Origin of the sequence: Williamsia sp. (assembly GCF_016462415.1) — a bacterium.
Taxonomy (GTDB): Bacteria; Actinomycetota; Actinomycetes; order Mycobacteriales; family Mycobacteriaceae; genus Williamsia_A.
The window spans coordinates 20762-32856 of the sequence record NZ_JAEMTF010000052.1 but is presented as its reverse complement, the minus strand read 5'-3'; the positions used below and the strand labels follow the sequence as shown (position 1 = coordinate 32856).

General features: G+C 67.0%; 14 protein-coding genes. 9 read left to right on the top strand and 5 right to left on the bottom strand.

The genetic code is table 11. The features are described from left to right. Positions 1 to 87 precede the first annotated feature (87 nt). The 3 genes from purB to JHC79_RS13970 all read left to right on the top strand — a co-directional run bounded on the left by purB (position 88) and on the right by JHC79_RS13970 (position 2464). Positions 88 to 1527: an adenylosuccinate lyase gene (purB, locus tag JHC79_RS13980; protein WP_296391777.1), complete on the top strand. Its 1440-nt coding sequence runs from the start codon at positions 88 to 90 to the stop codon at positions 1525 to 1527. 122 nt (positions 1528 to 1649) lie between these two features. Next, a complete protein-coding gene (locus JHC79_RS13975; RefSeq protein WP_296391774.1) occupies positions 1650 to 2012 on the top strand; it encodes a metalloregulator ArsR/SmtB family transcription factor in 363 nt (120 codons plus the stop codon). Further along, positions 2009 to 2464 (top strand): SRPBCC domain-containing protein, encoded by a 456-nt coding sequence (locus tag JHC79_RS13970; protein WP_296391772.1) that lies wholly within the window; start codon positions 2009 to 2011, stop codon positions 2462 to 2464. The genes JHC79_RS13975 and JHC79_RS13970 overlap by 4 nt, the downstream gene beginning before the upstream one ends. Positions 2465 to 2492: 28 nt before the next feature. Here the strand turns inward: JHC79_RS13970 and JHC79_RS13965 are convergent, their stop codons facing one another. Both JHC79_RS13965 and JHC79_RS13960 read right to left on the bottom strand, forming a co-directional pair. Continuing rightward, on the bottom strand, positions 2493 to 3023 hold the full coding sequence (locus JHC79_RS13965) for a DUF664 domain-containing protein (protein WP_296391770.1): 531 nt from the start codon (positions 3021 to 3023) through the stop codon (positions 2493 to 2495). After that, positions 3020 to 3352 (bottom strand): SelT/SelW/SelH family protein, encoded by a 333-nt coding sequence (locus JHC79_RS13960; RefSeq protein ID WP_366782800.1) that lies wholly within the window; start codon positions 3350 to 3352, stop codon positions 3020 to 3022. Before JHC79_RS13960 ends, JHC79_RS13965 begins: the two co-directional genes overlap by 4 nt. Before the next feature lie 37 nt (positions 3353 to 3389). Here JHC79_RS13960 and JHC79_RS13955 point away from each other — a divergent pair, with 37 nt between their 5' ends. Beyond that, positions 3390 to 4283, top strand: a complete 894-nt coding sequence (locus JHC79_RS13955; RefSeq protein WP_296391766.1) for a phosphoribosylaminoimidazolesuccinocarboxamide synthase — start codon at positions 3390 to 3392, stop codon at positions 4281 to 4283. Further along, positions 4280 to 6388 (top strand): S9 family peptidase, encoded by a 2109-nt coding sequence (locus tag JHC79_RS13950; RefSeq protein WP_296391764.1) that lies wholly within the window; start codon positions 4280 to 4282, stop codon positions 6386 to 6388. The genes JHC79_RS13955 and JHC79_RS13950 overlap by 4 nt, the downstream gene beginning before the upstream one ends. A gap of 126 nt (positions 6389 to 6514) precedes the next feature. On the opposite strand, the gene JHC79_RS13945 is transcribed toward JHC79_RS13950, so the two are convergent. The 3 genes from JHC79_RS13945 to JHC79_RS13935 all read right to left on the bottom strand — a co-directional run bounded on the left by JHC79_RS13945 (position 6515) and on the right by JHC79_RS13935 (position 9688). Further along, positions 6515 to 7420 (bottom strand): hypothetical protein, encoded by a 906-nt coding sequence (locus JHC79_RS13945; protein WP_296391762.1) that lies wholly within the window; start codon positions 7418 to 7420, stop codon positions 6515 to 6517. Positions 7421 to 7670: 250 nt separating this feature from the next. Then, positions 7671 to 9167 (bottom strand): DHA2 family efflux MFS transporter permease subunit, encoded by a 1497-nt coding sequence (locus JHC79_RS13940; protein ID WP_296391760.1) that lies wholly within the window; start codon positions 9165 to 9167, stop codon positions 7671 to 7673. Beyond that, positions 9164 to 9688 (bottom strand): MarR family transcriptional regulator, encoded by a 525-nt coding sequence (locus JHC79_RS13935; protein WP_296391758.1) that lies wholly within the window; start codon positions 9686 to 9688, stop codon positions 9164 to 9166. The genes JHC79_RS13940 and JHC79_RS13935 overlap by 4 nt, the downstream gene beginning before the upstream one ends. 126 nt (positions 9689 to 9814) lie before the next feature. Between JHC79_RS13935 and JHC79_RS13930 the strand changes: the two genes are divergently transcribed. From JHC79_RS13930 to purQ, 4 genes are all read left to right on the top strand, one after another. Beyond that, entirely contained in the window at positions 9815 to 10297 is a 483-nt protein-coding gene (locus JHC79_RS13930) for a glutathione peroxidase (RefSeq protein ID WP_296391756.1), read from the top strand. Between the two features lie 105 nt (positions 10298 to 10402). Continuing rightward, on the top strand, positions 10403 to 11110 hold the full coding sequence (locus tag JHC79_RS13925) for a DUF2334 domain-containing protein (protein ID WP_296391754.1): 708 nt from the start codon (positions 10403 to 10405) through the stop codon (positions 11108 to 11110). A 65-nt stretch (positions 11111 to 11175) separates the two neighbouring features. Further along, positions 11176 to 11415, top strand: coding sequence for a phosphoribosylformylglycinamidine synthase subunit PurS (gene purS, locus JHC79_RS13920; protein WP_296391752.1), 240 nt, complete (start codon positions 11176 to 11178; stop codon positions 11413 to 11415). Continuing rightward, positions 11412 to 12092, top strand: coding sequence for a phosphoribosylformylglycinamidine synthase subunit PurQ (purQ, locus tag JHC79_RS13915; RefSeq protein WP_253660209.1), 681 nt, complete (start codon positions 11412 to 11414; stop codon positions 12090 to 12092). Before purS ends, purQ begins: the two co-directional genes overlap by 4 nt. Positions 12093 to 12095: the final 3 nt, after the last annotated feature.

The following is a 12095-nucleotide window of genomic DNA, read 5'->3' as shown; positions in this document are numbered from 1 at the left end:
CCGTCAGTTGGGCACGTAACCCCGTCGACTGGGCGGTTGCGGACGTCGACTGGGCAGCTACGGACGTCGACTGGGCAGCAGGGCAGAATGAGCGGCGTGTCTGACAAACCCCGCATCAGCAATGTCCTGGCCGGCCGCTACGCATCGGCCGATCTCGTGTCGCTGTGGTCGCCCGAGCACAAGATCTCCCTCGAGCGTCAGCTCTGGATTGCGGTGCTCTCGGCGCAGCGGGAACTCGGTGTCGATGTGCCCGACGGTGTCATCGAGGACTATCAGCGCGTCGTCGACCAGATCGACCTGGCGTCGATCGCCGACCGCGAACGGGTCACCCGGCACGACGTGAAGGCGCGCATCGAGGAGTTCAACGACCTCGCCGGCCACGAACACATCCACAAGGGCATGACCAGCCGCGACCTCACCGAGAACGTCGAGCAGTTGCAGATCCTGCGGTCGCTGCAGCACGTGCACGCCCACGGTGTCGCCGTTGCGGCCCGTCTGGCCGACCGTGCAGCGGAGTACTCGTCGGTGGTGATGGCCGGACGGAGCCACAACGTCGCCGCGCAGGCCACCACGCTGGGCAAGCGCTTCGCGTCGGCCGCCGACGAGCTGCTGGTGTCGCTGACGCGGCTGCGCGAGCTGATCGACCGGTACCCGTTGCGCGGTATCAAGGGGCCGATGGGCACCTCGCAGGACATGCTCGACCTGCTCGACGGCGACACCGCGAAGCTGGCGCAGCTGGAGTCGAAGGTCGCTGCGCACCTGGGCTTCTCGCACGCGTTGACCTCGGTGGGGCAGGTCTACCCGCGCTCACTCGACCACGACGTCGTCTCGGCGCTGGTGCAGGTCGCCGCGGGCCCGTCGTCGCTGGCGCACACCATCCGGCTGATGGCGGGACACGAACTCGTCACCGAGGGCTTCCAGCCCGGCCAGGTGGGCAGTTCGGCGATGCCGCACAAGATGAACACCCGCAGCTGCGAGCGGGTCAACGGCCTCGCGGTGATCCTGCGCGGGTACGGCTCCATGGCCGCCGAACTCGCAGGCGCGCAATGGAACGAAGGAGACGTGTTCTGCTCCGTGGTGCGCCGCGTCGCGCTGCCGGACGCGTTCTTCGCCATCGATGGGCTGATGGAGACCTTCCTGACCGTGCTGGCCGAGTTCGGTGCGTACCCGGCCGTGATCGAGAAGGAACTCGCGCGCTACCTGCCGTTCCTCGCGACCACCAAGGTCCTCATCGCCGCCGTGCGTGCGGGCGTGGGACGCGAGACCGCGCACGAGGCGATCAAGGAGAACGCGGTCGCCGTCGCACTCGCGATGCGTGAGCAGGGTCGCGAGCCCGACCTCATCGACCGTCTCGCCGCCGACGACCGGCTCCCGTTGGACCGGGCCGCGCTCGACGCCGCGCTCGCCGACAAGGCCGCGTTCATCGGGGCCGCCGAACAGCAGGTGGCCGACGTGGTCGACGCGGTCGGGACGTTGGTCGCGCGGTATCCGGACGCAGCGAGCTACGCGCCAGCGCCGATCCTGTAGATCGGCCGCGGGTCGCCGCAAGAGCGACCGGGGAGTTTTCACCCAGGTGTTGACAGCCTGTGGCAGTCGGCGCATATTTAACCGATCAGTTATTTAACTGATCGGTTATCGAAGGAGCGGGAATGGCCACCGACACGCTCAGCGCGACGTTCGCCGCGTTGGCCGACCCGACCCGCAGGGCGATTCTCGCCCGGCTGGCCGACGGAGGATCGGCGACGGTGTCGCAGCTGGCCGAGCCGTTCGACATCAGCCTTCCGGCCATCTCGCGGCACCTCAAGGTGCTCGAGGCCGCCGGGCTCATCAATCGCGGTCGGGACGCGCAGTACCGGCCGTGCACGTTGGATGCGACCCCGCTCTCGGCGGCCGACGACTGGATCGAGCGCTACCGGGTCTTCTGGTCGAGAAGTTTCGATCGCCTCGACGCACAACTGGCACGACGACAACCCGCACGACCCACAGCACATCGAGAGGACACCCGGAAATGAATCAGGACACCGCAACCGAGACCCGCGAGTTCACCATCACCCGCACCTTCGACGCACGCCGCGCGGACGTCTGGGCGGCGTGGACCGAATCCGAGCAGATGGGGTGGATGTGCCCCGTCGGCATGAGCATCCCGCCAGATCGCGCGACGTCCGATGTCCGTGTGGGCGGACGTTTCTCGGCTGTGATGGTCGATGACACGGCCGGCTGGGAGTGTGTCACGTCGGGGGAGTACCTCGAGGTGACGCCGCCGGAGAAGCTGGTGTTCTCCTGGGCCGATCCGACCGACCCCACGTCGGTGTCGGTGTGCACGGTGACGCTGACCGCCGCCGGCGACGATCAGACGACGATGGCCTTCCACCTCCGCGCGCCCGGACCGATCTCACCCGAGGACGGCGCACGCCGCGGCTGGGGCAGCACGTTCGACAACCTCGCGACCGCCCTGGCCGCCTGACGTCGAGCCGACTCCGGCCGGGGTGTCGTCAGAAGTTGGCGGCGAGGCCCTTGAGGTAGGCGGCCTGGCCGATGTGCTGCGTCGCGTCGTTGATGACGCTGACCAGGCGCACCGACACGGTGACCGGCGGATCCCAGTTCTCGTCGACGACCCGCTCGAGCTCGGCCAGCGTCAGCTTCTCGAGATAGTTGACGGTCTGCTCGTGCACGTCGTGGTGGTACCCGGCCAGCAGTTCCGCGTCGACGACGACCTTGCCGACGTCCTCCGAGCTCATCCCGTAGCCGGTCGCGAAATCGTCGAACGGGAGGTCGAAGCGGTCACGCCACTTCGGCCACACCTGGTCGACGTCGGCGACACCGGCGACGTGGTCGTCCTGCACACGCGCCGAGTGCCAGATGAGCCACGCGATGGAGTTGGCCTCCGGCTCGGGGCGGAAGGTCGCAGTCTGGGTGTCGAGATCGCCGGTCAGCTCGCCGACGAGCTCGTCGATACGCCCGAAGCAGTCGATGAGCAACTCGCGCGCCGCGACGATCTCACCTGATGTCCCCTGGTCTGTCATGTGTCCTCCGTAGTGCTCGGTGAGTGGTCGACGGTGGCCGCCGCAGGCCGGCTGCGGTCGCCGTGCCCGAGGTCTCGATCCGGATCTGCCACGTCGCGAACCCGTTGTTTGAGGGTGACGATGTCCGGAAAGCCGCCGTCGCGTCTGCGGTCCCACACCGAATTGTCGTCGACCTCCACGGTGAAGATCCCGCCGGTACCCGGAATCAGGGTCACGCCGGAGAGATCGGAGCCGAAGGTCGACAGCAGTTCGGTCGCCATCCACGAGGCGCGGAGCAGCCAATTGCACTGCGTGCAGTAGGTGATGCGCACGGCGGGGGCATGGTCCACGCTTCCAGCCTGCCACGCCCTGACTAACCTCGGAGCCATGCGTCCATCACTGGAGTCCTATCAGCACGTGGCGTCGGGAAAGGTCCGCGAGCTCTACGCAGTCGATGACGAGACGTTGTTGATGGTGTCGTCGGACCGCATCTCGGCCTACGACCACATCCTGTCCACGCCCATCCCGGACAAGGGCCGCGTCCTGACCGCCATGACGTTCTTCTGGTTCGACGCCCTCGGCGTGCCGAACCACCTGGCCGGCGGTCCCACCGACGAGCGCATCCCCGCCGAACTCCTGGGACGGTCGATGGTGGTCCGTCGGCTGCCGATGCTGCCGGTCGAATGTGTTGCCCGTGGGTACCTGACGGGGTCGGGCCTGCTGGACTACCAGGCGTCCGGCGAGGTCTGCGGGATCGCGCTCCCGAGCGGTCTCGGCGAGGCCTCGCAGCTGCCCGAACCCATCTTCACCCCGGCGTCGAAGGCTGATCTCGGTGACCACGACGAGAACATCGACTACGACACCGTCGTCGTCAAGGTCGGTGCCGAGGTCGCCGAGGCCGCCCGAACCGCCACGCTCGAGATCTATTCGCGCGGTTCGGAGCTCGCCGCGCAGCGCGGGATCATCCTTGCCGACACCAAGTTCGAGTTCGGAACCGCGGCCGACGGGTCGTTGGTGCTCGCCGACGAGGTGATGACCCCTGACAGTTCGCGGTACTGGGATGCACAGACCTATCGTCCGGGGGAGGTGCAGCCCAGTTTCGACAAGCAGATCGTGCGCAACTGGCTGACCGGTCCGGATTCGGGATGGGACCGTCGCGCCGACGGCCCGCCGCCCCCGCTGCCCGCCGACATCGCCGAGCGCACCCGGGCGCGCTACATCGAAGCCTATGAACGTATTTCAGGTCTGTCGTTCGCCGACTGGCCGGAGGGAGAACAGTGACCGAGAAGCAGGCCGTGCCCGTCGCGAAGAAGGTGCCCAGCGTTCGGGTGCACCACGGTGACGAGGTCGTCGACAACTACGAGTGGCTGCGTGAGAAGGACGATCCGGAGGTCATCGCGTATCTCGAGGCGCAGAATGCTCTCACCGAGGCCGACACCGCCGAGCTCGCCGACCTGCGCGCCGCGATCTACGGCGAGATCAAGTCGCGCACGCAGGAAACCGACATGTCGGTGCCGTCGCGTCGCGGGCAGTACTGGTACTACGCCCGGACGGTGGAGGGGCAGCAGTACGCACTGCGGTGCCGTGCGCCGATCACCGCCGACGACGACTGGGATCCGCCGACAGTGTCCGGCGACGACCCGCTGCCCGGCGAACAGGTGCTCCTCGACTCCAACCTCGACGCCGAAGGCACCGACTTCTACAGCCTCGGCGCATTCTCGGTCACCGACGACGGAACGATGCTGGCCTACAGCGTCGACAAGGTGGGCGACGAGCGATACACCCTGCGCTTCAAGGATCTTCGCAGCGGTGAGCTACTCGCCGAGACGGTCGAGAACACCGCTCCGGGCGCGACGTGGTCGCACGACGGTCGCCACATCTTCTACCTCACCGTCGACGACGCGTGGCGTCCCGACACCGTGTGGCGCCACGATCTCGGCGCCGGTACCGACGACGTGAAGGTGTTCCACGAGCCCGACGAGCGGTTCTGGGTCGGCATCGGCGGAACGCGCAGCGACAAGTACCTCTTGATCGGGCTCGGGTCGAAGATCACGTCCGAGGTGCACGTCCTCCCGGCCGACGATCCGACCGGTGAGTTCCAGGTGATCTGGCCACGCCGCGACGGTGTCGAGTACGACGTAGAGCACGCCGTGATCGGTGGCGAGGACCGATTCCTCATCACCCACAACGAGAACGCCGAGAACTTCGAGCTCCTCGACGCCCCGGTCGATGATCCGACCGCGACCCGCGTCCTGATCCCGCACGACGCGGAGTCGCGGATCGAGGGCGTCGACGCGTTCGCCGATCAACTGGTGCTCAGCTACCGACGTGCGGCGACCCCGCGGATCGCGATCGCCGACATCCGCGGTGCGGCGAGCTCGTCGGACGTGTCGTTTCAGGAACTGACGTTCGACGAACCGTTGTCGTCGGTCGGCCTGGCCGGAAATCCCGAGTGGGCGGCCCCGCGCCTGCGGATCGGCTACACCAGCTTCATCGAACCCAGTGAGATCATCGACCTCGACGTGACCTCGGGTGAGCGAATCCTGCTCAAACGTCAAGTGGTGCTGGGCGATTACGACCCGGCCGACTACGAGCAGAAGCGCGAGTGGGTCACCGCCGGTGACGGCACGCAGATTCCGCTGTCGATCGTGAGTCGCAAAGGCGTGTCGCGGCCGGCGCCGACGCTGCTCTACGGGTACGGCTCGTACGAGGCGAGCATGGATCCCGGGTTCTCCATCGCGCGGTTGTCGCTGCTCGACCGCGGTGTCGTCTTCGTCATCGCGCACATCCGCGGCGGCGGCGAGATGGGCAGGCACTGGTACGAGAACGGCAAGACCCTCACCAAGAAGAACACCTTCACCGACTTCGTCGATTCCGCGCGGCATCTCGTCGAGACCGGGGCGACAACCCCGGCGCAGCTGGTGGGGGAGGGAGGCTCGGCCGGCGGTCTGTTGATCGGTGCGGTCGCGAACCTCGCGCCCGAGTTGTTCAGCGGGATATTGGCGGTGGTGCCCTTCGTAGACCCGCTGACGTCGATCCTCGACCCGTCGCTGCCGCTGACCGTCATCGAGTGGGACGAGTGGGGGAACCCGCTGGAGGACAAAGAGGTCTACGAGTACATGCGGTCGTACTCGCCGTACGAGAACGTCGCGCCGCTCGAGTACCCGGCGATCCTGGCGCTCACGTCGCTCAACGACACCCGAGTGATGTACACCGAGGCGGCGAAGTGGGTGGCGCGGCTGCAGGACAACTCGACGTCGGACAACGCGATCCTGCTCAAGACGGAGATGTCCGCCGGGCACGGTGGTGTGAGTGGTCGGTACAAGCAGTGGGAGGAAGTCGCCTTCGAACACGCCTGGGTCCTCCGCCAGACAGGTGCCGTCTGACCGCCCCTGCCCCCGCACAAACCAACCCGCCGACCCGCCAGTTGGGCACGTAACGACGCCAGTTGGGCACGTAGTCACGCCAGTTGTGCACGTAACAGCCGCAGTTGGGCACCTGCGGCGGGTCGGTCACGCGGGTCGCGCTGCCCGAGTCGACGATTCGAAGCCTCTGATCGCGAGTTCTTCGGCGATACGATCGGTGACCCCGTGGGGATCGGCAGACATGCGCTCGCCGGTCACGCGTAGGGGTTCCCACCCCAGATCGCGAGTACGCATGTCGCGCCTCATGTCGTGGGCGCGGTCCGTGGGGGAGGTGTGAAAGTCGACGCCGTCATAGTCGATGCCGATCTTGTAGCGCCGGTAGCCCAGGTCGAACCGTGCGATCTCACGGCCGTTGTGATCGGTGATGATGATCTGCGATTCTGGCCGAGGAAGGCCGTGCCGGATCATCAACAGGCGGAGCCAACTCTCGCCCGGTGATTCCGCCTTCGGGTCGACGAGGGCCGACAGTTCGCGCAGCTGACGGATCCCTTTGGTGCGTGGGTGATCGCGTGTGTAGGCCCAGAGTTGTCGAAGATCGAGATCGGTGTGTCGGGCGAGGTCGTCGAGCCGGCCGAGGGCGCGCCAGTCGGGGGTGCGGCGACCCAGGTCGTACGCCGTTCGCACGGGATTGGTCACGGCCAGACCGTCGATCATCGTGACGTCGGCCGGATCGAGCTGATCGGTGCGTGTGATGCGGACGGAGTCGAAACGGCGGCCCTGCCCGTTGAGGTCGCGGATCAGTTCGATGTCAGGGTCGTGGTCCACGTAGGTCACGCCGTGCAGGATCGCCGCACTCACGCCGGCGACCACTGCGCCCGGTCCGGCCCGCAGCGCTGCGGCTCTGATGAGATGCGTTGCGTCGACCGCCGCCGTCGGATCGACATAGACGCCGCGTTGGAGTCTGCGGAATTCGCGGCGGACCGCGTTTGCGGCGGAGTCGGTACGGATCAAGGCAGACTCGGTGCCCCAGAAAGTGTGTTGTTCATGCGTCATGAGAGCTTCGACGTCGGCAGGCGCCAGGTGGTTTCACCGAGGTCTCCGACGTCTGGGCCTGCTGATTCCAAACTGCGGAGATCACGTGCCCAACTGCGGTCGTTACGTGCCCAACTGCGGTCGTTACGTGCCCAACTGCGGAGATTACGTGCCCAACTGGCGTCGTTACGTGCCCAACTGGCGGGGACCGCACAGGGAGAGGCCCCGCTGGTGTGGTGCTACCAGCGGGGCCTCTCGGGTCGAGATCAGCTCAGTGCATCATCACCGGAGCGGCCTTGACGGGCTCGCCGTCGGCACCGATCTCGGTGTGCACCGACACCTTCTTGCGGGGCAGGAAGAACGCAGGCACCAGGCACAGGATGATCAGCACCACGGCGACGACGAACGTGTCACCGAACGCCCCGGCGAGGCCGGACGGCGTCGGCGGCGACACCGACTTCAGGTTGCTCGCGAGGATCACCGAGATGACCGCGGTACCGACCGACGCGGCGGTCTGCTGGACGACGTTGACGAGCGTCGAGCCGTCGGCGACCTTGTCGGCCGACAGGGTGGCCAACGCGGCCGACATCATCGGCATCATCGACATACCCATACCGAGGCCCTGCACGAACAGCGCCGCACCCAGGATCCAGTAGGACGTCCCGGCGCCGAGGAACATGAACGTCCCCAGTCCGAAGGCGATCAGCACGATGCCGGTGAGCACGAACTTGCCCGGCCCGATCTTGTCGGTCATGCGACCCGCGATGGGCATGGTGATCATCGCACCGAGACCCTGTGGTGCGACCAGCAATCCGGCCATCAGGGTGGACTCGCCGCGCACACCGATGAAGTACTGCGGGAACAGCAGCGAGGCACCGAAGAACGCGATCAGGAACAAGCTGAACGTGACCACGGTCCAGCTCAGCGTCGGGTTCTTGAACAGCCGCAGGTCGATCAGCGGGTTGTTGTTCTTGCCACGCAGGGCGTGGAACACGAACGCGATGATCAGGGCGGCACCGATCGCCATGGGGATCAGCACCTTGGCCGCGATGAACGTGCCCGCGTCGTTCGACGACGACACGCCGTACAGGAACAGCGCGAGACCCGGTGAGAGCAGCAGCAGCCCGACGAAGTCGAAAGGCGGCCTCGACTTCTCGTCGTCGTCCTCGAGGATCCAGGCCGAGTACAGGAAGGCGAGGATGCCGATCGGGACGTTGATCAGGAAGATCCAGTGCCACGACACGTACTCGATGAGCACGCCGCCGAGGATCGGGCCGGCGATGGGGCCCAACAGCATCGGGACACCGAGCACGGCCATGACCGAGCCGACACGCTCCGGTCCGGCTGCGCGCGTCAGGATCATCATGCCGACGGGCATCAACATGCCGCCGCCCGCGCCCTGCAGCATGCGGAACGCGACGAGCGAGCCGATGTTCCAGGCGAAAGCACAGAGGATGGATCCGATGACGAACAGGACCAGCGAGGTCAGGTAGACCTTCTTGGTGCCGAAACGTGCTGCGGCCCAGCTAGACAGCGGGATGACTGCGGCCAGGGCCAGGGTGTAGCCCGTCGCGGTCCACGCGGCGCTGGCGGCGGAGGTGTTGAAGACGTCCTGGAAGGTGTTCTGCGCCACCGCGACCACGGTGGTGTCGAGGATGGACATGATCGCGCCGAGCACGACCACGGCGGCGATCTTCAGAACCCGCGCGTCGAGACCGCCGCTCTCCGCGCCTGCCCCTTCTGCGGAGGCCTTGATTGGTGAGGTCATCCGTTCACTTTCTGGCTCTTCCGGTGCGCGAACACCGGATCGGATTCGGAGAGATAGTCGCCGCTGACTATCGAGTTCAGGACGGAGTGCAGTCCGTCCCGCAGGTCTTCGGGCAACCGGCCCACGAAGCTGCGGAACTGGTCTTCCTTGTTGTCGAGATGTGCGCTGACCATCGCGTGCCCCTCGTCGGTGAGGGACACCCGCTTGACCCGGCGGTCCTGGCTGTCCTCGCGCCGGTCCACCAGTCCCAGACCCACCAGCTTGTCGACGTTGCGTCCGGCCGCCGCGAGCGACAGGTGCAACGCGTCGCCGAGTTCGTTCAACGACAACGCCCGCCCACGCCCGGAGAGGATCATCAGGGTGCGGAAATGGGAGAACGAGATCTCGGTGTTCATCATGCTGTCGAGCGCGTCGACCTCGGTCGTGCAGAGCAGACGGTTGAGGAAATCGACGAGTACGTCGAACGTCTGCTCCTCCGACACCGATGCCGAGAGCGCAGGCTGCGGGTGGGTGAGAGTCACCGAAAAAAGGTAACGCACACGCAACTATCGTCGCCAACGCAATTGTTGTGGGATCGAACACACTCTCGGAAAACCAGTGGTCCGGGTCACTTCGCCGCGGTCGGTCGAACGACTTACTCTCATCAGATGACCTCCATCAACGCCATTCCCCTCACCACCCTTCAGGGCGCCGACACCACCCTCGGCGAGTTCGCCGGGCCGGTACTCGTGGTCAACGTGGCCAGCAAGTGCGGCCTGACCCCGCAGTACAGCGGCCTCGAGAAGATCGCCGAGGACTACCGCGACCGTGGCCTCACGGTCGTCGGTGTCCCGTGTAACCAGTTCATGGGCCAGGAGCCCGGCACCGCCGAGGAGATCGAGACGTTCTGTTCGACCACCTACGGCGTCACCTTCCCCCTGATGGAGAAGGTGGACGTCAACGGCGACGGCCGGCACCCGCTCTACGTCGAGTTGACGCAGGCGACCGATGATTCCGGTGAGGCGGGCGATGTGCAATGGAATTTCGAGAAGTTCCTGCTCGACGCCGACGGGACCGTCGTCCGACGCTTCCGCCCGCGCACCGAGCCCGATGCCGCCGAGGTCATCGAGGCGATCGAGGCCGTTCTCTGATCGACTCGCGCGCCGGCGCGACGCGGCACATGTCACACGGGTAGTTCGATCGCCGTACACGTCGACTCCACCGTCGCAACACCTGCACGGTCGACACTGGGTCCCATGGCAGGACAGCTGTACGTATCGATCTCCGGCATCCGTACCGAGACCGCGGTCGCGGTCCGCGACTTCACCGAGACGCTCGCCGCGCGTGAGGTCCCGGTGTCGTTGCTGGTCGCGCCGCGTCTCAAGCACGGCTACCGGCTGCTCGACGACACCGACACCGTCGGCTGGTTACGAGACCGCCGGTCCGGCGACGACGCCATCGTGCTGCACGGTTACGACCAGGCGGCCACCAAGCGTCGTCGCGCCGAGTTCGCGGTCATCGCCGCCCATGAGGCGGCGCTGCGGCTGACCGCCGCCGACCGGGTCCTCGAGCGCAGCGGTCTGCGGACGCGCATCTTCGCCGCCCCTCGCTGGTCCGCGTCCGCGGGCGCCATCGAGGCGCTGCCGCAGGCCGGGTTCCGGGTCAACCTCGGGTTCTCCGGCTGGAACGATCTGTCGACCGGGTCGTTCCACCGCTCACGGGTGCTGGGGTTCGGCGACGGGTTCCGGGCCGACGCCTGGTGGTGTCGGATGGTGGTCGTCGTATCGAACCGCACCGCGCGCAAGGGCGGGGTCGTGCGACTGTCGATCGCCGCCAAACACCTCGACAACCCGATGGCGCGCTCGACCATCCTCGACTGCGTCGACCTCGCGCTGCACCACGGCCTCGCGCCGGTCACCTACCGTGAGCTGACGCACTCGGGCGCACGGCGCAGCGCTGCGTAGAGCAGGCGCGACAGCCGGTAAGCTGACCACGAGAATCAGCCCCCGGTGATACAGGAGCGAACAAGATGGCGCGTGTGGTTGTCGACGTGATGCCCAAGACGGAGATCCTCGACCCGCAGGGGCAGGCGATCGTCGGAGCGCTCGGTCGACTCGGGTTCTCCGGTATCGCCGACGTCCGGCAGGGCAAGCGCTTCGAGCTCGAGGTCGACGGCTCGGTCGACGACGCGGCCCTCGATCGCATCGCTGCGGAACTGTTGGCCAACACCGTGATCGAGAACTTCACCGTCTCCAGGGCCGAGCAGTGACGGCCCGCATCGGGGTCATCACCTTCCCGGGCACCCTCGACGACGTCGACGCCTCACGGGCGGTCCGTCTCGCCGGTGCGCAGCCGGTCGAACTCTGGCACGCCGATGCCGACCTGCAGGGCGTCGACGCGGTCATCGTGCCCGGCGGCTTCTCCTACGGCGACTACCTGCGCGCCGGCGCCATCGCCCGCTTCGCCCCGATGATGGGCGCCGTCGTCGAGGCGGCCACCCGTGGCACCCCGATCCTGGGTATCTGCAACGGTTTCCAGGTGCTGTGCGAGGCCGGTCTGCTGCCCGGCGCACTGACCCGCAACACCGGGTTGCACTTCGTGTGCCGCGACCAGTGGCTGAAGGTCGAGTCGACGACGTCGGCGTGGAGCAGCCGATTCGAGCCCGGCGCCGAGATCCTGGTTCCGCTCAAATCCGGCGAGGGACGGTTCGTCGCCTCCGAGGAGGTGCTCGACGAGCTCGAGGGGGAGGGTCGCGTGGTGTTCCGCTACGCCGGCGACAACCCGAACGGGTCCCTGCGCTCCATCGCGGGTATCGCGAGCGCCGACGGACGCGTCGTGGGTCTCATGCCCCATCCCGAACACGCCACCGAGCCGCTGACCGGCCCGAGTGACGACGGACTCGGGCTGTTCTTCTCCGCGATCGACGCGGTCCTGGCCACGGCCTGAGTC